The 20,808-nt window shown below is 72.2% G+C and carries 19 protein-coding genes; 6 read left to right on the top strand and 13 right to left on the bottom strand.

The window, feature by feature from the left end; all coding sequences use genetic code 11:
- Window positions 1-65: 65 nt before the first annotated feature.
- Together ACFYM6_RS13020 and ACFYM6_RS13015 are read right to left on the bottom strand one after the other, a co-directional pair.
- Window positions 66-1,082: a GNAT family N-acetyltransferase gene (locus tag ACFYM6_RS13020; RefSeq protein WP_387275092.1), complete on the bottom strand. Its 1,017-nt coding sequence runs from the start codon at window positions 1,080-1,082 to the stop codon at window positions 66-68.
- 73 nt (window positions 1,083-1,155) lie between these two features.
- Window positions 1,156-2,472 carry a lytic murein transglycosylase gene (locus tag ACFYM6_RS13015; protein ID WP_387275090.1) on the bottom strand — a complete coding sequence of 439 codons (1,317 nt, stop codon included), beginning with the start codon at window positions 2,470-2,472 and terminating at the stop codon, window positions 1,156-1,158.
- A 56-nt stretch (window positions 2,473-2,528) separates the two neighbouring features.
- Between ACFYM6_RS13015 and ACFYM6_RS13010 the strand changes: the two genes are divergently transcribed.
- On the top strand, window positions 2,529-2,750 hold the full coding sequence (locus ACFYM6_RS13010; RefSeq protein WP_387275014.1) for a zinc ribbon domain-containing protein: 222 nt from the start codon (window positions 2,529-2,531) through the stop codon (window positions 2,748-2,750).
- A 155-nt stretch (window positions 2,751-2,905) separates the two neighbouring features.
- Window positions 2,906-5,710: an ATP-binding protein gene (locus ACFYM6_RS13005; protein ID WP_387275012.1), complete on the top strand. Its 2,805-nt coding sequence runs from the start codon at window positions 2,906-2,908 to the stop codon at window positions 5,708-5,710.
- A 78-nt stretch (window positions 5,711-5,788) separates the two neighbouring features.
- Here ACFYM6_RS13005 and ACFYM6_RS13000 read toward each other — a convergent pair whose 3' ends face one another.
- The 7 genes from ACFYM6_RS13000 to ACFYM6_RS12970 form a co-directional block, all read right to left on the bottom strand.
- A complete protein-coding gene (locus ACFYM6_RS13000; protein ID WP_387275010.1) occupies window positions 5,789-6,331 on the bottom strand; it encodes a phospholipase in 543 nt (180 codons plus the stop codon).
- Window positions 6,332-6,496: 165 nt separating this feature from the next.
- Complete coding sequence (locus ACFYM6_RS12995) at window positions 6,497-8,155, bottom strand: glycoside hydrolase family 10 protein (RefSeq protein WP_387275008.1); 1,659 nt, start codon at window positions 8,153-8,155, stop codon at window positions 6,497-6,499.
- Window positions 8,156-8,457: 302 nt separating this feature from the next.
- Complete coding sequence (locus ACFYM6_RS12990) at window positions 8,458-9,360, bottom strand: glycoside hydrolase family 43 protein (RefSeq protein ID WP_387275006.1); 903 nt, start codon at window positions 9,358-9,360, stop codon at window positions 8,458-8,460.
- A gap of 101 nt (window positions 9,361-9,461) precedes the next feature.
- The gene (locus ACFYM6_RS12985; protein WP_387275004.1) at window positions 9,462-10,286 is read right to left on the bottom strand and encodes a carbohydrate ABC transporter permease; all 825 of its coding nucleotides are present in this window, start codon (window positions 10,284-10,286) and stop codon (window positions 9,462-9,464) included.
- Between the two features lie 10 nt (window positions 10,287-10,296).
- Window positions 10,297-11,262 (bottom strand): carbohydrate ABC transporter permease, encoded by a 966-nt coding sequence (locus tag ACFYM6_RS12980; RefSeq protein WP_387275002.1) that lies wholly within the window; start codon window positions 11,260-11,262, stop codon window positions 10,297-10,299.
- A gap of 6 nt (window positions 11,263-11,268) precedes the next feature.
- Entirely contained in the window at window positions 11,269-12,600 is a 1,332-nt protein-coding gene (locus ACFYM6_RS12975; protein WP_387275000.1) for an ABC transporter substrate-binding protein, read from the bottom strand.
- A gap of 37 nt (window positions 12,601-12,637) precedes the next feature.
- Window positions 12,638-14,149, bottom strand: coding sequence for an alpha-N-arabinofuranosidase (locus ACFYM6_RS12970; RefSeq protein ID WP_387274998.1), 1,512 nt, complete (start codon window positions 14,147-14,149; stop codon window positions 12,638-12,640).
- A 138-nt stretch (window positions 14,150-14,287) separates the two neighbouring features.
- Between ACFYM6_RS12970 and ACFYM6_RS12965 the strand changes: the two genes are divergently transcribed.
- Complete coding sequence (locus ACFYM6_RS12965; RefSeq protein WP_387274996.1) at window positions 14,288-15,289, top strand: LacI family DNA-binding transcriptional regulator; 1,002 nt, start codon at window positions 14,288-14,290, stop codon at window positions 15,287-15,289.
- Window positions 15,290-15,426: 137 nt separating this feature from the next.
- Here the strand turns inward: ACFYM6_RS12965 and ACFYM6_RS12960 are convergent, their stop codons facing one another.
- The 3 genes from ACFYM6_RS12960 to ACFYM6_RS12950 all read right to left on the bottom strand — a co-directional run bounded on the left by ACFYM6_RS12960 (window position 15,427) and on the right by ACFYM6_RS12950 (window position 18,286).
- Window positions 15,427-16,152 (bottom strand): methyltransferase domain-containing protein, encoded by a 726-nt coding sequence (locus ACFYM6_RS12960; RefSeq protein ID WP_387274994.1) that lies wholly within the window; start codon window positions 16,150-16,152, stop codon window positions 15,427-15,429.
- Between the two features lie 140 nt (window positions 16,153-16,292).
- Window positions 16,293-16,610, bottom strand: a complete 318-nt coding sequence (locus ACFYM6_RS12955) for a hypothetical protein (RefSeq protein WP_387274992.1) — start codon at window positions 16,608-16,610, stop codon at window positions 16,293-16,295.
- A gap of 38 nt (window positions 16,611-16,648) precedes the next feature.
- A complete protein-coding gene (locus ACFYM6_RS12950) occupies window positions 16,649-18,286 on the bottom strand; it encodes an ABC-F family ATP-binding cassette domain-containing protein (RefSeq protein WP_387274990.1) in 1,638 nt (545 codons plus the stop codon).
- A 90-nt stretch (window positions 18,287-18,376) separates the two neighbouring features.
- Between ACFYM6_RS12950 and ACFYM6_RS12945 the strand changes: the two genes are divergently transcribed.
- The 3 genes from ACFYM6_RS12945 (at window position 18,377) to ACFYM6_RS12935 (ending at window position 19,954) form a co-directional block, all read left to right on the top strand.
- A complete protein-coding gene (locus ACFYM6_RS12945) occupies window positions 18,377-19,147 on the top strand; it encodes an ROK family protein (protein ID WP_387274988.1) in 771 nt (256 codons plus the stop codon).
- A 91-nt stretch (window positions 19,148-19,238) separates the two neighbouring features.
- A complete protein-coding gene (locus tag ACFYM6_RS12940) occupies window positions 19,239-19,607 on the top strand; it encodes a M48 family metallopeptidase (protein WP_073834396.1) in 369 nt (122 codons plus the stop codon).
- 92 nt (window positions 19,608-19,699) lie between these two features.
- Window positions 19,700-19,954, top strand: a complete 255-nt coding sequence (locus ACFYM6_RS12935; RefSeq protein ID WP_013736060.1) for a Smr/MutS family protein — start codon at window positions 19,700-19,702, stop codon at window positions 19,952-19,954.
- 81 nt (window positions 19,955-20,035) lie between these two features.
- Here ACFYM6_RS12935 and ACFYM6_RS12930 read toward each other — a convergent pair whose 3' ends face one another.
- Window positions 20,036-20,794, bottom strand: coding sequence for an MBL fold metallo-hydrolase (locus ACFYM6_RS12930; protein ID WP_387274986.1), 759 nt, complete (start codon window positions 20,792-20,794; stop codon window positions 20,036-20,038).
- Window positions 20,795-20,808: the final 14 nt, after the last annotated feature.

Genomic DNA, 20,808 nt, shown 5'->3' with positions numbered 1-20,808 from the left:
AACGAACGTTAAGAGTCGACCCGGTCCGACGTCCATCCCCCGGGTGGCCTGTTGGTGAACTTCCGTCAGCGCTGGCTGTCGAGCCGGTGCACCAGCTCGGCGACGTCCACGCTGTATTCACACCACTCGCGGTCCGGGCGGTAGCCCAGCTCCGCGTTGACCTTCAACATCGCCTCGTTGGCCTGCGCGTTCCAGGTCTGCACCTCGGCCAGCTCCGGCTCGGCCGAGCGCAGCTCCCGCAGCATCCGCGCCTTGATGGCCCGGTCGATGCCGTAGCCGCGGTGGTCCCGGACGACGATGGTGTCGTACTGGTCGGCCCGGGTCGGGTGCTGCGCCGGCACCACCACCTCGGTCAGCCCAGCCACCTCGCCGGTCTGCTCGTGCAGGGCGAGCACGATGTACGGCTTCATGCCCCGCCGGTGCAGCGTGTCCAGGCTGTCCCGCAGCCGCTGCGGGTCGTACGAGCTGGGCCGAAGCTCGCCGTCGTCCACATCGCGCACCTCGGCCTTGGCCCGGGCGTACGCCTCGATCAGGTCGTCCGGCGGGCCGCCCGGGCAGAACTCGAGGTGGTAGCCGGCGCCGACGCCGGTGGCCATCTCGGCCAGCGCCGGCCAGTCCACCGTGCGCAGGTCGAGCACGCTGCGGGTCTCGACGTATTCGCGGGCGAAGCCGAGCGACTCGTAGAACCCCAGGGCCGGGGTGTCGCCGACCACCTCCACGCCGATCGACTGGAAGCCCTCCTCCCAGACCCGGCGCCCGGCCACCCGCACCAGCTCGCGGCCCAGCCCGGTGCGCCGGACGACCGGGTGCACCAGCACCTCCAGCACCCCGATGCCACCGAGCAGCAGCACGTTGACGTGCCCCAGCATCGGGCTCGGGGTGCCGTCCGGGGCCGGTTCGGCCTGAGCGACCCAGGAGATCCGCCGCTCACCGGGCATGACCTCGGAGAGGTATTCCCGCAGCGAGCTCTCCCGCCAGGGCGGATCCTGCGGCAGGTCGGCCGCCAGGACCGCGTTCAGCGTGTCCAGCAGCGACGCGATCTCGGCGGACGACGCGGTTCGAGGGTCCCACTCGCGCACCATCACCCGTCTAGCTTGCCGGGAACGGCTGCTCGGGGGAAGGGTCCAGTTCTCGAAATGTACGCAACCGGTTACATCACGTACCGCTCAGCCGTCCGTACTCGTTCGCCTTGTCGAAGACGTCCTGGGCGTACCGGCGCACGTCGTTGTAGGAGAGGATGGCGTTCCACCAGTCGCCCGGGATGGTCATGTTCCGGCCGCCCTTGCACAGGTACTGGCCGGCGGCCAGGGCGGCGTCATCGATGTCGTGCGGGTTCTTGACGCCGTCGTTGTCGGCGTCCGCGCCGACCTCCTGCCAGGTGCTCGGGATGAACTGCATCGGGCCGAGCGCCCGGTCGTAGACGGTGTTGCCGTCGAGCACGCCCCGGTCGGTGTCGGTGATCCGGGACCGCCCGCCCTGCCCGTCGAGCAGGTCGCCGAGGATGTTGGGCGAGGCGACCCCGTCCGGCTGCAGAGTGGCGCCGTTGGCCGCACCGTGCCGGGACTCGACGTATCCGATCGCGGCCAGCGTGGTCCAGCTGAGCTGGCAGCTCCGGTGGGTCTGTTCGAGCACCAGCTGGGCGTAGCCGTACGCCTGCAACGCGACCACCGGGATGCCGGTCGTCCGGCTCACCCGCTGGGCCCAGGCAGCCAGCGCGTCGGCCGGGCGGCCGGTCAGTGCCGGCCCGGTCGGCTGCCCGACGCCGGGTGGCGCCCCGGTCGGCTGGCCGGTCGCGCCGGGCAGCCCCGGGGGCAGACCGACCCCGCCGGGCGCCACGCCGCCCTGGGGTACGCCGCCCGCCGGCGCGGTCGCGGTGGCGTCGACGGCGACGGGCTGCGGTTTGCGTACGGCCGCGGGCACCAGCAGCGCCCCGGCCGCCGCGGTGCCCGCGACCAGGACGAGCAGGAAGACACCGAGCACCGTGGTGCGCCCGCTGGGGCGGCGAGACCAGTCCCGGGTGGCCCGGGCCGCGCCGACGGCGATTCGCCGGGGCGGCATCCGGACCGCGTGCGCGAACGGCAACCGCCGCCGCCGACCGCCGGTCTTCGATTCGGGGCCGCCCGTGGTGGTGGCGTCGGCCGGGGCCGGCTCCGCCTTCGTGGCGGTGGCGTCGGGCGAGGTCGGCTCCGGCTTCGCGCCCGTCGAGGTCGGCTGCGGCTTGACGTCGGAGGCGTCCGCCGGGGTGGGCCCGACCTTGGTGCCGGCCGCGGTGTCGGCCGTCGACTGTGGCTTCGTGTCCGGGGCGTCGGCCGGGGGCGACTCCGGCTGGCGGGTGCTGCCCGCGGCGGTGCCGGTGGAACCCGGCTCCGTGGCCGGCCGGGGACGGGGCACGGGAACCGGCCCGGCCGCCCCGTCGGGCGGTACGGCCGGTCGCAGGGGTCGAACCTTCGATCGCTCCTCGCCGTCCACCACCCGTCGAGTATCACCCATGCCCGCCGTGACGTCAGACCCGGTCGTACGCTGGTGGCATGCCCCGGTACGAGTTCCGCTGCCGCGCCTGCGGCGACACCTTCGAGGTCAACCGGCCGATGGCCGAGGCCAGCCAGCCGGCATCCTGCCCGCAGGGACACGCCGACACCGTGAAGCTGCTGTCGACCGTCGCGGTCACCGGCCGCGGTGGCGCCGGCCCGGTCGGCGGGGCGTCCGCCCCGGCCGGCGGGGGCTGCTGCGGTGGCGCCTGCGGCTGCTGACCTCCGGCGACCTCGTCTCGCCGGTCGATCCGTTCGTGCTGCCGGGGCCACCTGGTGGGACCTTGGTCGGGTGCTGCCCGACCGTTCTCACGATGCGTGATCGCCCGATCATAGGGCAGCATGGAGCCCGACATCACGGGGCGGAGGTTCCACGCATGTCGCCACGGATCGACCTCCCGAGCGGATGGGTGACCTTCGTGTTCACCGACATCGAGGGCTCCACCCGGCTGGCCCAGCTGCTCGGTCCGGGCTACCCCGCGGTGCTGCGGGAACACCGCCGGCTGCTGCGCCACACGCTGGCCGACGGGGCGGAGCTGCTGACCGAGGGGGACTCGTTCTTCCTCGCCTTCCCGGACGCGGCCGCGGCGGTCACCGCCTGCCTGACCGCGCAACTGGCCCTGGCCAGCCACGACTGGCCCACTCCCGAGGCCGCGCCGCGGGTCCGGATGGGCCTGCACACCGGATACGTGGAACCCCGCGACGGCGAGTACGCCAGCCCGGAGGTGCACCGGGCCGCCCGGGTGGCCGCCGCCGCCCACGGTGGACAGGTCCTCTGCTCGGGGGTGACCGCCCGGCACGCCGATCCGCTGCCGGACGGAGCGTCCCTGTTGGACCTCGGGCTGCACCGGCTGCGCGGCTTCGACGACCGGGAGCGGCTGTTCCAGCTGGTGGCGCCCGGCCTGGAACGGAGTTTCCCCCGGCCGCGTACCGCCGACGCGGTGGCGCACAACCTGCCCACCCAGGTCACCTCGTTCGTCGGGCGGGAGGTGGAACGGGGCGAGCTGAAGCGGCTGGTCGAGACGTACCGCCTGGTGACCGTGCTGGGCGCGGGCGGTGCCGGCAAGACGCGGCTGGCGGTGGAGCTGGCCGGCGGGGTGGTCGAGGCGTACCCGGACGGGGTGTGGTTCGTCGACATCGCCGCGGTGACCGACCCGGGCCTCGTCGCGTTCGAGATCGCCGCGGTGCTCGGGCTCCGCCCGGAGCCCGGCCGTCCGATGGTGGACACCCTGGTGGAGTACGCGGCCGCCCGCCGGATGCTGGTCGTGCTGGACACCTGCGACGCCCAGCCGGCGGCCTCGGCCGCGGTGATCTCCCGACTGCTGGCCGGCGCCCGGGACGTCCGGGTGCTCGCCACCAGCCGGGAGTCGTTCGGCCTCCCCGGTGAGGCGGTGTGGCGGATCCCGCCGCTCTCGGTGGAGCCCCGCCCGGACGGCGGGGAGAGCGACGGGGTGGCCCTGCTGCTGGACCGGACGGCGGCCGCCCGGGGCGGCCGGGCGCCCGATCCCACCGAGCAGGTCGACCTGCGCCGGGTGGTACGCCGGCTGGACGGACTGCCGCTCGCCATCGAGTTGGCGGCGGCGCGGCTGCGGGTGCTCTCCGCCGGGCAGCTCGCCGAGCGTCTCGACGACATGCTGGCCACGTTGGACGCCGGGCGGGAGAAGCCGGAGCCGCCCCCGGTGGGGGAGCCCGGGTGGAGCGGCAACCAGCAGGACCCGGTCGACCCGGTGGCGGCCGGGGGCGGTCCGCCCGACCCGGCGACCCGCGCGGTGCACCGCTCGGCGGCCGAACGGCACCTGACCATGCAGGCCACGGTCACCTGGTCGTACCGGACGCTCGGGGCGCGCTCGGCCCGGTTGCTGCGCTGGCTGGCGGTCTTCGCCGGTCGGGTGGATCTGCCGACCGTGCAGTGGCTGCTCGACGAGGATCCGCTCGACCCGCTCTCGGTGCTGGTGGACAAGTCCATGGTGCTGGCCGAGCCGCACGCCTCGGGCAGCACCTACCGGATGCTCGACCCGATCCGGGCGTACGCGGCCCGGCGGCTGGTGGAGGCCGGCGAGGAGCAGACCGCCCGGAACCGGCACGTCGCCTGGTGCAGCCACACCCTGCAACGCGCCCACCTGGGTTCGGACGGCCACCCGGTCACCCTCTCCCTGTACGCGCTCGACCCGCTCGCCGCAGAGCTGCGGGCCGCGCTGCGCTGGTGCGCCACCGGCGGCAGCGCCCGCACCGGGCTGCGGCTGGCCGGCATGCTGGACCAGTGGTGGCGGGAGCGGGGGCTGGCCCGGGAGGGGCGGCTCTGGCTGTTCCGGCTGTACGGCCGGATCGCCGAGACCGGCGAGGTGATCCCGGAGGCGGAGCTGGCCGCGGCGTACCACATGCATTCGCTGCACGCCGGCGCGGACGGTGAGTTCGCCGAGGAGCTGCGCTACTCGCAGCGGGCCGAGGCGGCCGCCCGGCAGGCCGGTGACCTGGGGCTGCTCGCCCGGGTGCTGGCGGGCCGGGCCGCGCCGCTGGTCGACATGGGACAGTTCGTGGAGGCGGAACGGGTCTGCCGCGAGGTGATCGACTGGGCGTACGCCCAGGACGTGGTCTCCGACGCCCTGCACGCCATCTACAACCTCGCCGAGCTGCTCTGGCGCCGGGGCGCGCTGGACGAGGCGGCCGAGTTGCTCGGCGCGGCCCGCCCGGTCGAGGCGGCCCGGCCGGTCGAGCGGGGGCGCCGCTCGGTGGACATGCTCCTCGGCGTGGTGGCGCTGGCCCGGGACGACCTGGTCGCCGCGCACGAACACCTGCTGGTGGCGCTCCGCTCCCGGATGAGCCACGGCTACCTGGGCCGGGCCTGCGACACGGTGAACGCGATCGCGGTGCGCTGCGCGCTGGGCGGGGACCCGGTGACCGCGGCCCGGCTCTTCGGCGCGGCCCAGGCCACCCGGGCGAACCTGCGGGCCACCCCCGGCATCTACGGGCCGTACTGGCTGGCCCGGCAGGCGGAGCTGCGCCGGGCGCTCGGCGACGCGGCGTTCGACACCGCGTACGGCGCGGGCGGCGAGCTGGCCCTGGAGGAGGCGGTCGCCCTGGCCCTCGGCGTCGACCACCCCGACCTCGCCCCCGACTCCCCCCGCTTCATCGCCCCCGCCCGCTCCTCCGCCCCGTCGCCGCGCCGCTCCACCGCGGGTTGATCAAGAAGCTCGCGTCGGGATGCCTGGCGGGCGGCGACGCGAACTTCTTGATCAGCCGGGTCGGGGTGGGCCAGGAGGTCAGGAGCGGAGGGCGGCGCGGCGCTCGGCGTCGGCCTTGATGCGGGCGGCGCGGTCGAGGTCGGCCTGCCGGACGGCGGCCACCGAGCCGAAGATGCTGACCGCCTCGTAGTAGGTCCAGGCCAGGCTGTAGCAGGCCGGCCGGACGACCGCGTTGTACGTGGCGCAGACCCGCTTGAGGTCCTCGTAGAAGGCGCTGTCGAGGCGCGCCTTGTTGGCCGGGAAGACACCCATCGCCTTGTGGTTCCGGTAGCCGAAGTCGTGCCGGTAGCAGGAGAGGCTGAAGTTGAAGCCGAGCGGGTTGTCCGGGCTGGACGAGCAGTAGTCGGTCGACCAGTCGAAAGCGTACGCGGACCAGGCGGCCTTGTTCAGCCGGCCGGCGTTCCAGGCGTTGTAGCTGGTGGCGCTGGTCTGGGTCCAGCTCGACAGCACGCTGAGCTTCTGCTCGCGGCTCACGGCGGCCTGCGCGGGCGAGGCGACACCGAGGGCGGTGAACAGCGCGAACGCGCCGGAAGCGAGGACGGTGGCGAGGCGTCGGGACACGGGATCCTCCGCGGGTCGGGGCTCGGGACAAGGAGCACGGGTGATCACCAAGTGTCGACGTCCATCGATGGATGGGCAACGGCGGCCAGGCTACGGTTTGGTGACATACGTCGAAACAGACGAATGCCCCCGGTCGCCGGGGCGGCCGGGGGCATCCGAGGTGGGTCAGCGCACGACGCGCGCCGGGCTGGCCGGGCCCTCGTTCCAGACCCGGTCGAGCGCGGTCACGTAGTACGTGTAGCTCTGGCCGGCCGCCGCCTCGGCGTCCACCCAGGACTGCACGTCACCCGCGGTGCCCCGGACGGTCGCCACCAGGTGGGACGCGTCGGCGAAGGCGCACGCCTCGGCCTTCCTCGTGCCGTCGAACCGGTAGACGGCGTACGAGGTGGCGGTGCCGAACGGGCCGTTGCCGTCCGCCGGCTGCCGCCAGGTCAGGTGCACCCCGTCGGCCTGCCGGTCGGCCCCGGTGATCACCGGGAAGAGCAGCGGCTTGGCCGGCAGCTGCGCCATCGCCGGCACCAGCGCCGGGCGGGAGTAGTGCTCGGCCGCGTAGTTGTCGGTGGCGCCGAGCCGGTTGGCCTTCACCTGCACCGCCGAGAAGTGCACGTTGCCGAGCACCTCCGGGTACGACCGGTTGAGCGTCAGGTGGTTCGACAGCTCGTTCGGGTTCATCCAGAACGACCCGTACGCGGGGTCACCGCTCTTGTAGTCGGCCTGGCCGATGTAGAGCTGGACCTTGGTGCCGCGCACCTGCTCGGCCCACCACGGCACCAGCCGGGCGTAGTCGGCGGCCGGGTACTGGCCGATGTACCAGTAGAGCTGCGGCACCACGTAGTCGATCCACTCCTCCTTGATCCACTTACGGGTGTCGGCGGAGATGATGTCGTACGACTGCGAGCCGGTGGTGTCCGAGCCGTTCGGGTCGGCCGACTTGTTGCGCCAGATGCCGAACGGGCTGACGCCGAACTTCACCCACGGCTTGACCGCCTTGATCTTGGCGTTCATCTCCTGGATCAGCAGGTTGATGTTGTCCCGCCGCCAGTCGGCCTGGTTGGTGAAGCCCCGGTTGTACTGCGCGAAGGTGGCGTCGTCCGGGTACTGGTAGGTGCCGCTCGGGTACGGGTAGAAGTAGTCGTCGAAGTGCACGCCGTCGAGGTCGTACCGGTTGACCGCGTCCATCATCGCGGTCTGGACGAACTCGCGGACCTCCGGGATGCCGGGGTTGTAGTAGAGCCGGCTGCCGGCGACCCCGGCCGGCGGGTAGGCGAACACCCAGTCGGGGTGCTGCCGGGCCGGCGAGTTCGGGGCGAGCTTCGACAGGTCGGCGCCGGCGCCGCCCGGGGCCGGCATGGAGACCCGGTACGGGTTGAACCAGGCGTGGAACTCCAGGTTCCGCTTGTGCGACTCCTCGACGAGGAAGGCCAGCGGGTCCCAGCCCGGGTCCTGGCCGCGTACCCCGGTCAGGTACTCCGACCAGGGCTCCACCGGCGACGGCCAGAACGCGTCCGCCGTCGGGCGGACCTGGACGACGACGGCGTTGTGGTTGAGCTGCTGGGCCAGGTCGAGCCAGCCCAGGTACTCGGCCTTCTGCTTGGCGACCTGGTCCGGCGCGGTCCAGGAGGCCTTGCTGGGCCAGTCGATGTTGGTCACCGAGGCGATCCACATGGCCCGGAACTGCCGCTTCGGGGTGGCCGGGTCGGTGGTGCAGGTGGTCGAGGAGGTGGTCGTGGCGTCGGTGTCCGCGGCGCGCGCGGGGGTGCCGGCGACGAGTGCGCCGAGCAGCGCCACGGCCAGCCCGGCGGCGCTGAGCCGAGTTGCCTTCATGCGGTGCGGTTCCCTTCGTTGGGCTCCGGGAGGTGTCGGGTGGCGACGGGCGCCGGGGCGCATCCGGAAAGATTCGCCGCAGAGCATTCGCCGCTGGTAGGAAAATTTCATCAATCGCCAGGCGGCGCAAGACCTCAGGACGGATCGATGCGCAGGTCGGACCGAATGCCCGAGGGTGAGCGGTCACCCACTGCTCATCGTGATCTCCTGGGAACGCTTCGTGTCGGAATGCCGCTTCCGGTGCCGGGTGGAACGTCACACCCTCCGCCGACCCGCACCCCGCGCGGCTCAGGGTCGCGCGGTCAGGGCCTCGGCTGGGGCTCGGCGGTGGGGCCATGGAGAACGGGTCTGCCGTCCGGCCAGACGAGTTCGTCCAGCCAGACCTGGCGGCCGGGGTCGACGCTGCCCTCCTGCCCCGGCGGCCAGGCGTGATAGAGCAGCCAGGTGCGGCCGTCCTGCGCCACCAACGAGGCGTGCCCGGGGCCGGAGGCGACCGCGTTGGACTTCAGGATCGGGTTCTCCGGGGCCTTCACGCAGGGCCCGGCCGGGCTCTCGCAGACCGCGTAGCCCTCGGCGTACGTGTCCCGGTCGTAGGCGTTGGCGGCGAAGAAGAGGTAGAGCCTGCCGTCGTGCCGGTGCAGGAACGGCCCTTCCACCAGCGCGCCCTCCCACGCCTCGGTCTGCTTCAGCAGCCTGGTCGGCCTGCCCGTCAGCCGCAGCCCGTCCGGGGAGAGGCGTTGCGACCAGAGCCAGGTGTCCACGCCGATCGCGTTGCCGTCGTTCTTCCACAGCAGCCATAGACTGCCGTCGGCGTCCCGGTAGGGGCTGGCGTCGATCGAGCCGCCCAGGTCGGCCTGGCAGATCAGCGGCCCGGACGAGTCGTCCCGGTACGGCCCGAGGGGCGTGGCCGCCACCGCGCGGCCCACGCACTGCCGCCCGGAGGCCCGGTCGGCGACGGTGAAGTAGAGGACGAACCGGTCGGGGCCGAGCTGGATCGCCTCCGGCGCCCAGGTCTTCCCGGCGTCGGCCCAGTCGGGCAGCTCGGGCAGGGCGTCCCCGGCGGGGATCCAGTCGACCAGGTCCGGGGAGGTGAGCACCGGGACGTTCCGGCCGCCGCTGTTGGTGTGGAACAGGTACCAGGTCTCGCCGACCCGGATCGCCTGCGGGTCGGGGGCGTCGGTCCGGACGACCGGGTTGGTGAACACACGCGCCTCCTCCGGCGTGCTCGACATTGGTTCGCTGCCACAACCGGCGACGAGCAGCGCGGCGGCCAGGGCCGCGCCGCTCCGTCGGGCCCGCCCGCCGATCATCCCTTCAGGCCGCTGCGCGAGACACCCTGGATGATGTGCCGTTGGGCGGCGACGAAGAGGATCAGCACCGGCACGCTGGCCAGCACCGCCCCCGCCATGATCACCGGGTAGTCGGTGACGTAGGCGCCCTGGAGCAGGCCGAGGCCCGCGGGGAGGGTGAGCCGCTCCGGGCTGAACAGCACATAGACCGGCCAGAGGAAGTCGTTCCAGTTGGTGAGGAACGACAGCACCGCCAGGGTGGCCAGCGCCGGCTTCGACAGCGGCAGCAGCACCCGGGTGAAGACCTGCCAGTGGTTCGCCCCGTCCAGCACGGCGGCCTCCTCCAGCTCCCGGGGGATCGAGAGGAAGAACTGCCGGAGGAAGAAGACCCCGAACGCGCTGGCCGCGCCCGGAACCACCACCACGGTCAGCGTGTCGAGCCAGCCCAGCCGATCGGCGATCACGAAGTTCGGGATGATCAGCGAGGTCGGCGGGAGGAAGAGCGTCCCCACGATCAGCGCGAAGCTCAGCGCCCGGCCGCGGAACCGCATCCGGGCCAGGGCGTACGCGGCCATGGCGGCGGTGGCCAGCACCAGCAGGGTGTGCAGGCTGGCCGCCAGCATGCTGTTGACGAACCAGCGCAGCACCGGGTTGGCGGTGTTGTTGATGATCTGGTCGTATCCGTAGGTGGAGAACGGGTTCGGCAGCCAGCTCGGTGGGTCCTGCTGCGCGTCGGCGTAGGTCTTCACCGACGTGAGGGCCATCCACGCCAGCGGGGCCACGAAGACCGCGGTGATCAGCAGCAGGACGGCGTAGCGCAGGCCCCGACGCAGACTCGACATCGTCGCCCCCTCAGTCTTCCCGGTACCGGAACAGCCGGAAGTTGACCATGCTGACCACCGCCAGCATCAGCGCGAAGAGCACGCTCATCGCGGCCGCCTGGCCAACGTCATAGTTGCGCAACCCCTCGTCCACGATCCGCCAGACCACCGTCCGGGTCTGCTCGCCCGGCGCACCCTGGGTGATCAGGAAGGACTGCCCGAAGACGTTCGCCGAGGCGAGGATCGTGGTGGTCAGCACGAAGAGCAGCACCGGGCGCAGGCCGGGGAGCGTGACGTGCCGGAACCGGTCCCAGACGTTTGCCCCGTCCACCCGGGCCGCCTCGTACAGCTCGGCCGGAATGTCCTGCAGCCCGGCCAGGTAGATCACCGCGTTGAAGCCGCAGGTCCACCACACCGTCACCCCGACCAGCGACACCCAGGCCCACGGCACGTCGGTCACCCAGGGCGTGTCGGAGGGCAGGCCGAGCACCCCGAGCAGCCGGTTGACCAGGCCCAGGTTGGCGTCGAGCAGGAAGCGCCAGAGCAGGCCGATCACCGCGACGCCGAGGACGTACGGGGCGAAGAAGGCGGCCCGGAAGAAGGTCCGCCCGGGGAAGGAACGGTTGAGCAGCAGGGCCAGCCCCAGGGGTACGACCACCAGCAGCGGTACCGACAGCACGGTGAAGATCGCGGTGGCCCGGAGGCTGGACCACCAGTCGCCGTAGATCGCCGAGTCGCTGGAGAAGAGGTCCCGGTAGTTGCCCAGCCCGATGAAGGGCCGGTTGGGCAGCTGGAGATCCCACTGGTGCAGGCTGATCCAGACCCCGAAGAGGATCGGCAGCAGCCCGAACACCAGGAACAGGACCAGGTACGGCGCGAGGAAGAGGTAGGGGGTGGCCCGGTGCCCCCGCGCGGTGACACCGCCCGGACGGCGCGTTCCGCCCGCCGGAGGCGGCGCGTCTCCGCGCGCCGCCCCGACCTCGATCACGTCCGCCACGGCGGATCAGCTCCCGTACTTCTTGCGGTTGTCCTCGAGCTGCTTGTTCGCCTTGGACACGCCGTCGTCCAGCGCCTGCTTCGGAGACTTCTTGCCCAGCGCCGCCTCGTTGAAGGCGTTGTAGAAGGTGGTCATCACCTCACCCAGGCCGGGAGCGGCCGGCGGGAACGCGGCGTACGCCAACTCCGGCGCGAGCGAGCTGATCTCCGGCAGCGCCTTGAACTCGGCGCTCTCCCGGACCGCCTTGCGGGCGGGCACCTGGCCGCCCTTGGCCCAGTCCAGCGAGTGCTGGCTGAGCCAGTTGATGAAGACCTTCGCGCCGGCGACCTTGTTGTTGTCGGCGCTGCGCTGCTTGACGATGGTGAAGTTGTGCGAGTTGGCCCAGGCCGCCTGCTGGCTGCCGATCTGCGGCAGCGGCGCGACGCCCCACTGCACGTCCGGGCTCTTCTTCAGGTCGTTGATCTGCCAGATGCCGTTCCAGTTGAAGGCGTTCTTGCCGCTCTTGAGGGCCAGGTAGTCGGCGTCCTGGCCCACGTTGGCCGGCGAGAACCCTTGCTTGATCATGTCCACCAGCCAGGTGCACGCCTCGACCGCCGGATCGGAGTTGAAGGTGGCCTTGGCGACCTCCCCGTCGAACAGGGTGCCGCCCCACTGGTGCAGCAGCGAGTAGTAGGTCATTCCGCCGGTGAACTGGAACGGGCTGACCCAGAAACCCTGGATCCCCGCCTTCTTCAGCTCGGTCAGCGCCGCCGTGTACTCGTCCTTGGTGGTCGGCGGCTTGTTCGGGTCGAGGCCGGCTCGCTGCATGGCCGCCTTGTTGTAGTAGAGGCCCAGCGGGTGCATGTCGAGCGGGATGCCGTACCGCTTGTCGTGGTAGAGACCGCCCTTCCAGACCGTCGGTGCGAAGTCCCCCTCGCTGAGTTCCAGCGTTTTCGCCACGTCGTCCAGCTCCATGATCACCCCGCGGGCGGCGAAGGTGGCGAGCTGGTCCATGTGCATGACGGCGATGTCGGGGCCGTTGCCGCTCGAGACGGCACCGGGAAGCTTGCTGTAGTAGTCCTGCCACTCGTAGGTCACCACGCTGACCGCGATGTTCTGGTGTTCGCCGTTGAACTGGGTGACCAACTGCTTGAAGATCTCGCCGTCGCCGCCGGTGAAACCGTTCCACAGCTTCAGGTCGACCTTGGGGCCGGTGTAGTCCTTGCCGCCGTTGCCGGCGGCGCTCGGCTTGTCGGAGATGCTGCCACCGCCGCAGCCGGCCAGGGTCAGGGTGGCTGCGGCGCCGAGCCCGACGCCGAGGCTGAGCAGCCGCCGCCGGCTCATCTCGTTCTGGATCATGGGTACTCCTTGGGGGACGGGATGCGATATTCCCTGGTCACGGCTGGGGTGCGAAGCGCAGCAGGTTCCAGGAGCAGGCGGGCAGCACCACGGAGCACCGGCCGCCGTCGAGGGTGGGGGTGGGGAGCCCGCGGGTCGTCACCCGCTCGGGCTCGGTCTCGGTGTTGGTGGCCGTCGGGTCGTCCCCGGCGGCGAGGGCGCGGTGTTCCCGGGCGCGCAGGCCGGGCAGCGCGCGCAGGTCCAGGTCGACGACGAGGTCGTCCTGGTCGCGGTTGACCGCGAAGACGGCCAGCTCGCCGGTCTCCTCGTCGTGCACCGCGACGGTGTCCAGCACCGGCACGTCGCCGTACTTCCCGGTGGGGTAGGTGGGCGAGACCGGCTCGGTACGCAGCACCGTGCCGCGGGCGTGGCGGGCGGTGAGGGCGAACGGGTGGAAGATGCTCTGCCGCCAGGCCGGCCCGCCGGTGCGGGTACGGATCGGGGCGATGACGTTGGCCAGCTGTGCCTGGCAGGCCACCCCGACGCGGTCGGCGTGCCGGAGCAGGGTGATGAGCAGGTCCCCCACCACCACCGCGTCGACCGCGGTGAAGTCGTCCTCGATCAGCGCCGGCGCCTCGACCCAGCCCCGCCGGTCCAGGTCGGCCTGCAGGCGGGACTCGTACCAGACGTTCCACTCGTCGAAGGAGATCTTCAGCTTCCGCCGCTCGCGCAGCCGGGCGGCCACATGATCGGCGGTGGCCACCACCTCCCGGATGAAGTTGTCCATGTCCACGGCGGAGGCCAGGAGGCTGGCCCGGTCGCCGTCGGACGGGTCGTAGTAGGTGTGGGCGGAGATGTAGTCGACGTGCTCGTAGGTGTGCTCCAGGACGGTCGCCTCCCAGGAGGCGAAGGTGGGCATCCGCCGGTTGGAGCTGCCGCAGGCGACCAGACTGATCGACGGGTCGATCTTCTTCATCGCGCGGGCGGTCTCGGCCGCGAGCCGGCCGTACTCGTCGGCGGTCTTGTGGCCCACCTGCCAGGGCCCGTCCAGCTCGTTGCCGAGGCACCAGAGCCGCACCCCGTACGGCTCCTCGGTGCCGTGCTTGCGGCGCAGGTCCGACAGCTGGGTGCCGCCCGGGTGGTTGGCGTATTCGAGTAGGTCGCAGGCCTCTTGCACACCCCGGGTGCCGAGGTTGACCGCCATCATCGGCTCGACGCGGGCCTCCGCCGCCCAGGCCATGAACTCGCCCAGCCCGAACGTGTTGGTCTCGATGGTCTTCCAGGCCAGGTCGAGCCGGCGCGGCCGGTCGCCGACCGGGCCGACGCCGTCCTCCCAGCGGTAGCCGGAGACGAAGTTGCCGCCGGGGTAGCGCACCACGGAGACGCCCAGTTCCCGGGTCAGGTCCAGGACGTCCCGGCGGAAGCCGCCGGCGTCGGCGGTAGCGTGGCCCGGCTCGTAGACACCGCCGTAGACGCAGCGCCCCATGTGCTCGACGAAGGAACCGAAGAGACGGCGGTCGGCCGCTCCGATGGTGAACGACGGGTCGATCGTCAGCTGCGCGCTCCGCACGGGTGCCACCTTTCCTCGTACCGATCGGGGTGACCTCGGTCACCCCGTACCCCAGGTTTCTACAACGTTGTAATCAACGTTGTAAAGAGGTCTCGGCGCGATACAGTGCCGGCAGAGCCGACAGGGGAGGACGGGCCAGTGCGACACAGGCTCAAGGACGTCGCCGAACGGGCCGGCGTGTCGGTGAAGACGGTGTCCAACGTGGTAAACGGCTACCAGCACGTACGGCCGGACACCCGGGCCCGGGTCGAGCAGGCCATCGCCGATCTCAACTACCGCCCCAACCTGTCGGCCCGCAGCCTGCGAAAGGGGCGGACCGGGGTGATCGCCCTGGCCGTGCCGGAGCTGGACATCCCCTACTTCGCCGAGCTGGCCCGGCACGTGGTCACCGCCGCCGCCGAGCACGGCTGGACGGTGCTGATCGACCAGACCGGCGGCGGCCCCGAGCAGGAACGGAAGGCGGCCCGCGGGATCGGCGACCATCTGATCGACGGGCTGATCTTCAGCCCGCTCGCGCTCACCGCCGCCGACCTCGCCGGCCTCGACGGCCTGCCCATGGTGCTGCTCGGCGAGCGGGTGGACCACGGCCCGGCCGACCACGTGATGATCGACAACGTGACCGCCGCCCGGCAGATCACCGCGCATCTGGTCGGCCTCGGCCGCCGCCGGATCGCCGCGATCGGCGCCCAACGCACCCCCGAGGGTGCCAGCGCCCGGCTCCGCCTGGCCGGCTACGCCGCCGCGCTGGCCGACGCCGGCCTCGGGTACGACGAGCGCCTGGTGGCCCCTGCGGCCGCCTGGCACCGCGCCGACGGCGCGGCCGCCATGCGCGCCCTGCTGGATTCCGGCGTACGCCCCGACGCGGTCTTCTGCTTCAACGACACCCTCGCCCTCGGCGCCCTGCGCGCGCTGCACGAGGCCGGGCTGCGGGTGCCCGAGGACGTGGCGGTGGCCGGGTTCGACGACATCGAGGACGGCCGCTTCTCCATCCCCACCCTCAGCACCGTCGCCCCGGACAAGGAGCGGATCGCCCGCCTCGCCGTCGACCTGCTCGCCGACCGCCTCGCCGCCGACCGCGGCGCGCCGCCCCGGGAACTGGTGGCTCCCCACCGCCTGGCCCTCCGCGAAAGCGCCCCCTGACGCCTGCGCCGGCGGTCCCGCCGCCCGCACTTCCTGAGTTGATCATGAGGTGGCGGCGTTCTTGATCACTGCGTCCGCCGTCAACCTCATGACCAACCCGTGAGACGGGTGGGGCGGGTGGGGTGGGAGCGGGTTGGTCAGTCGAAGAAGCGGGCCAGGTGGTACGGGGGTGGGGGTGGGTCGTCGGGGGCGAGGGGAGTGAGGTCGGCGAAGATGGAGGCGCCGTCGCAGCCGACGTGCAGCGGGTACCAGCGCGGGGTGCCGGGCGGGCGCTGACCGCAGATGCCCTTGAAGGTCTGCACGTCCAGCAGTCGTACGTGGGTCGGGTCGGCGACCGCGTTCACGTGTCGCCACCAGGGGCTCATCACGTGCAGCACGCCTCCCGGCCGCAGCGCCCGGTGGCACTCGTCGAACAGCGGCAGGAAGTCGATCAGGTGCTCCATGATGTGCACCGCGAAGAACACGTCCACCGAGTCGTCGGCGAGCGGCAGCGAGCCGGCGAGGTTGGCCACCGCGTCCACCCCCGGCGCCGGGTAGATGTCCAGCCCCAGGTTGCCCGGCCACTGCTTGGTCGCGCCGCAGCCCAGGTCCACCACCACCGGCGCCCGGCCGGCGACGGCCACCCGGCACCAGACGCCGAGCACCCCGGCGAGGCGGCCCACTATGTCCCGGACCAGGCGCAGCTCGGCCGGGTCGGCCACCTCTCCGCTCAGGTGCGCGATGCCCCGGTCGAAGCGCACCTCCACGGTGAGCGGGCGCAGCCGCTCATCGTGGCGGGCGAGATCGGCCCACGCCTCGACGAGGAACCCGTCGATCATCCGCAGCCGCTGGGCCGAGGGTGGGGACTGCGCCATCGTGACCATGCGCCACCTCCGGGCGCGCGATACCCGCATCGCCGCCCGGTATGCCTCGGACCGCCAGACGACACCCGCGGGAGCAGCCCAGACAGCGGCGACCGCCGGCCGGCAACCGCCGAGCGAGCCGGCGACGGTCGGGCGCCGGGTCAGCCGGAGAGGCTGCGGCGGCCCCGGTTGGCACCCCGGATCCGCTGGCGGGGCGGCGCCACGGCCGGCTTGGGCCGCTTGAGGTGGTACCGGTGCAGCTCGTTGTTGCCCGGCAGCGAGGGGTCCTCGCTCATCGCGACCAGTTCCCAGCCCTGGTCACCGGCCCGGTTGAGGTGGGCCAGCGCGGTGTCACCGTACGGGGTGACGTCGACCATCGAACCGTCCGGGCCGTACCAGACGAACACGATCTCCCAGCCGGCGTCGCCGGTGGCCGCCTGGCGCCGGCGGACCAGTAGCGCGTACTCCCACTTGAGCATGGGGTCATTGTCACCCGGCGCGACCGGGTCGGCACGGATCAGTCCTCGGCGATCCGTCCGGCGTCGACCCGCAGCCGCCGGTTGACGCTCACCGCGTCCAGCATCCGCCGGTCGTGGGTCACCAGCAGCAGCGTCCCCGGGTACGTGGCCAGGGCCGACTCGAGCTGCTCGATCGCCGGCAGGTCGAGATGGTTGGTCGGCTCGTCCAGCACCAGCAGGTTCACCCCGCGCCCCTGGAGCAGGGCCAGCGCGGCCCGGGTCCGCTCGCCGGGGGAGAGAGTCGCCGCCGACCGCAGCACATGGTCCGCGCGCAGGCCGAACTTCGCCAGCAGGGTCCGCACATCCGCCGGGTTCAACTCGGGTACGGCGGCGCCGAAGGCGTCCACCAGGGGCTGGTCGCCGAGGAACAGCCCCCGGGCCTGGTCGACCTCGCCCACCACCACCCCGGGGCCGAGCGCGGCGTGGCCCTCGTCCAGCGGCAGCCGGCCCAGCAGCGCGGCGAGCAGCGTGCTCTTGCCGGAGCCGTTCGCCCCGGTGATCGCCACCCGGTCGGCCCAGTCGATCTGGAGGTTCACCGGGCCCAGCGCGAAGCCGCCCCGGCGTACGACGGCACCCCGGAGCGAGGCCACCACGGCACCCGCGCGGGGTGCGGCGGCGATCTCCATCCGCAGCTCCCACTCCTTGCGCGGCTCCTCGACCACCTCCAGCCGCTCGATCAGCCGCGCCGTCTGCTTGGCCTTCGCCGCCTGCTTCTCGGTGGACTCGGTGCGGAACTTGCGGCCGATCTTGTCGTTGTCGGTGGCCTTGCGTCGGGCGTTCTTCACGCCCTTCTCCATCCAGGCCCGTTGCATCCGGGCCCGTGCCTCCAGCTCGGCTCGGGTCTCGGCGTACTCCTCGTGCTCCTCCCGGGCGTGCCGGCGGGCCACCTCCCGCTCCTCCAGGTACGCCGCGTAGCCGCCCCCGTAGTGCCGGACCTGCCGCTGGTGCAGGTCCAGCTCCACCACCCGGGTCACGGTCCGGGTGAGGAACTCCCGATCGTGGCTGACCAGCACGGTCCCGGCCCGCAGCCCGGTGACGAACCGCTCCAGCCGCTCCAGCCCGGCCAGGTCCAGGTCGTTGGTGGGCTCGTCGAGCAGGAAGACGTCGTACCGGCTGAGTAGCAGGGAGGCCAGCCCGGCCCGGGCCGCCTGGCCGCCGGAGAGGGCGGTCATCGGATGGTCCAGGTCGACCGCCAGGCCCAGCTCGGCGGCCACCTGCTCGGCCCGCTCGTCCAGGTCCGCGCCGCCGAGGTCGAGCCAGCGCTCCAGACCCTCGGCGTACGCGTTGTCGGCGCCCTCGGCCCCGGCGGTGAGCGCCTCGGTGGCCGCGTCCAGCGCGGCCTGCGCCGCCGCCACCCCGGTACGCCGGGCCAGGAAGTGCCGGACCGTCTCGCCCGGCCGGCGCTCCGGCTCCTGGGGCAGATAGCCGACCGTGGCGGTGGGCGGGTTCAACGCCACCGAGCCGTGTTCCCGTGGCTGGAGCCCGGCGAGGGTACGCAACAGCGTGGACTTGCCGGCGCCGTTCACCCCGACCAGCCCGACCACGTCGCCGGGGGCGACGACCAGGTCTAGGTCGGCGAAGAGCAGGCGGTCACCGTGCCCGGCGGTGAGGTTCTTGGCGATCAACGTGGCGCTCATGAGGAGATCGAGCCTACCGGCGCGGCACTCCGCAGCCGATCAGGAGAACCGGGGCTCGGAACGTGACCGGGCTGAGGGAGACTCACTGCCGTGGTGACCACTCTGGCGATCGACTGTGGCGGTGGCGGCATCAAGGCGTCCGTGCTGGACGGCGCCGGGACCATGCGGGCCCGCCCGGTACGGGTGCCGACGCCGTACCCGCTGCCGCCGTCGCTCTTCGTCAAGACGCTGCTGGACCTGGCCGGCAGCCTGCCGGCGGCGGACCGGCTCACGGTCGGGATGCCCGGAATGATCCGGCACGGCGTGGTGGTGGCCACCCCGCACTACGTCACCCGGTCCGGGCCGCGCAGCAAGATCGACCCGGCGCTGGTGGCCGACTGGTCCGGATACGACGCACGCAGCGCCCTGGCCGAGGCGTTCGGCATCCCGGCGCTGGTGCTCAACGACGCCGAGGTGCACGGCGCGGGCGTGGTCGCCGGGACCGGCTGTGAGCTGGTGCTGACCCTCGGCACCGGGCTGGGCAGCGCGCTCTTCGACGGCGGGGTGCTCGCCCCGCACCTGGAGCTGTCGCACGCCCCGGTGCGCTGGAACACCACCTACGACACGTACATCGGGGAGCCGGAACGCCGGCGCCTGGGCGACGCGTTCTGGTCGCGGCGGATCCGGCAGGTGGTGGAGGGGCTGCGGCCGGTCTTCCGCTGGGACCGGCTCTATCTCGGCGGGGGCAACTCGCGACTGATCCGGCCGGAACAACTCACCCGGATGGGCGACGACGTGGTGGTCGTCCCGAACACGGCCGGGATCGTCGGTGGTGTCCGGGCCTGGGAGTTGGTCGGCGACCGGTACGACCAGACGGCCTGAGGCGCAACTTCGACCGGGGGAACACTCGCGGTCCGGCTGATGTTGTGCCAGCGTCGGACAAAGGGCGGTGCGACACGAGGAGGTGGGTCGAGTGGATCTTCTGGCGGAGTACCGGCGGGCGACCATGTTCTTCGAAGCGGGTGACCCGACCGGAGCGGCCCGGCTGCTCGAGCCGATCGTCGAGGCGGAGCCCGGCAACTCCTCGGTGCGGCAGCTGCTGGCCCGGGCGTACTTCCAGTCGGCCCAGCTCAACCGGGCCGAGGAGCAGCTCCGGGAGCTGGTCGACCGGGACCCGAGCGACCACTACGCCCACCACGTGCTGGGCCGGACCCTGGAACGGCTGAACCGGCCCGTCGACGCCCTGCGGCACCTGCGCATCGCGGCGGCCATGCACTCGACCAACGCCGACTACGCCGAGGCGCTGCGCCGGGTGGAGAGCCGGGTCAGCGGCGGTCGCTGACCGCCACCAGTACGAGACGGCGAAGGGCAGCCCGGGCGGGCTGCCCTTCGCCGTCGCCGGGCCCGGCGGCCCGGCGTGCCTACGATGGGCTGGTGAAGCTCAAGCTCGATCTCCACGACATCTTCAACAAGGGGCACGACATCGACCGCGCGCTGCGCGGGATCATGGACGAGGCGGTGGCGAAGAAGGCCACCCTGGTGGAGATCATCCCCGGCAAGGGCTCCGGCCAGCTCAAGAAGCGGGTGCTGCGCTTCCTCGACCAGAAGGACGTCAAGCAGCTCTACCACCGGGTCGAGAAGGACTCGAAGAACTTCGGCCGCCTCTTCGTGCATTTCCGCTGGAAGTAGCGACGACATGCGCTCTCTGCCTTCGTGGCCGCCGATCGGAGGCTCACCGGGTGGCGACCATGAGCGCGATGACGCCGAAGTTCATCCGGATGAGCGGCGGGCCTGCTCCAGGTTCGACTGGTGGGGGCCGGAGAGCCAGTCTTGACCCAGACGCGCGTCGACTGGTTCCTTTCCTCGCCGCAGCGCGTCGATGTAGGCATGATCGGCGGCGAGGCGGGCCGCGACCTCGGGACCCTCGGCAACGGCCCCGTGGCCGGGGATCAGGACTTCGATGTGGCTGGCAGCCTCACCCAGCCGGTCGAGTGCCGTCTCGTAGGCGCCCACCTGATCGGGGCGGCGCGGGTCGAGGAGCGGGATCAGGACGTCGGAGAGCATGTCGCCGGCGATCATGACGCCACGGTCCGCGAGGACGATCGCGGCGTGGCCGATGGCGTGCGCCTGATGCTCGACGATCTCGCCCGGCACGGGTCCCCCGTCCGCAGGCAGCGGGGTGAGGAGCCCGATCACCTCGAGAGGGATGCCCGATGCGCTTTCCGCCGCCATCTTCTGCGCCCGCTCTCGGGCTTCACTGGCAGCCTGGGCGCCGGCGGGGGTGGCGTAGCGCGGCACGTCGCCGAACCGGGGATGCCAGAGCAGGTGGTCCCAGTGGGGATGGGTGGAGAACCCGGCGACCACCGGAATGCCGAGCCGGTCCACGTCATCGGCGAGCTGGTTCAGATCGGAACCGTCGATGCCGGGATCGACCAGGATCAACCCATCTTCCGCGCGCACCACGATGGCATTGCTCCAGACCCACTCGCTCTGCCGGACCCAGACGCCGTCGGCCACCTGATTCAGCATCGGTTCACATTGTC

It is taken from the genome of Micromonospora sp. NPDC006431 (assembly GCF_042870725.1).
Classification (GTDB): Bacteria; Actinomycetota; Actinomycetes; order Mycobacteriales; family Micromonosporaceae; genus Micromonospora.
The sequence above is the reverse complement of the archived record's forward strand: the minus strand, read 5'-3'. Positions and strand labels throughout refer to the sequence as shown.

Excerpts from the sequence above, each read along its gene's own strand:
- ACFYM6_RS12960 (WP_387274994.1), bottom strand. The coding sequence starts at position 16,152 with ATGGTCACGATGGCGCAGTCCCCACCCTCGGCCCAGCGGCTGCGGATG.
- ACFYM6_RS12950 (WP_387274990.1), bottom strand. The coding sequence starts at position 18,286 with ATGAGCGCCACGTTGATCGCCAAGAACCTCACCGCCGGGCACGGTGAC.
- ACFYM6_RS13010 (WP_387275014.1), top strand. The coding sequence starts at position 2,529 with ATGCCCCGGTACGAGTTCCGCTGCCGCGCCTGCGGCGACACCTTCGAG.
- ACFYM6_RS13005 (WP_387275012.1), top strand. The coding sequence starts at position 2,906 with ATGTCGCCACGGATCGACCTCCCGAGCGGATGGGTGACCTTCGTGTTC.
- ACFYM6_RS12995 (WP_387275008.1), bottom strand. The coding sequence starts at position 8,155 with ATGAAGGCAACTCGGCTCAGCGCCGCCGGGCTGGCCGTGGCGCTGCTC.
- ACFYM6_RS13020 (WP_387275092.1), bottom strand. The coding sequence starts at position 1,082 with ATGGTGCGCGAGTGGGACCCTCGAACCGCGTCGTCCGCCGAGATCGCG.
- ACFYM6_RS12955 (WP_387274992.1), bottom strand. The coding sequence starts at position 16,610 with ATGCTCAAGTGGGAGTACGCGCTACTGGTCCGCCGGCGCCAGGCGGCC.
- ACFYM6_RS12975 (WP_387275000.1), bottom strand. The coding sequence starts at position 12,600 with ATGATCCAGAACGAGATGAGCCGGCGGCGGCTGCTCAGCCTCGGCGTC.
- ACFYM6_RS12930 (WP_387274986.1), bottom strand. The coding sequence starts at position 20,794 with ATGCTGAATCAGGTGGCCGACGGCGTCTGGGTCCGGCAGAGCGAGTGG.
- ACFYM6_RS12985 (WP_387275004.1), bottom strand. The coding sequence starts at position 10,286 with ATGTCGAGTCTGCGTCGGGGCCTGCGCTACGCCGTCCTGCTGCTGATC.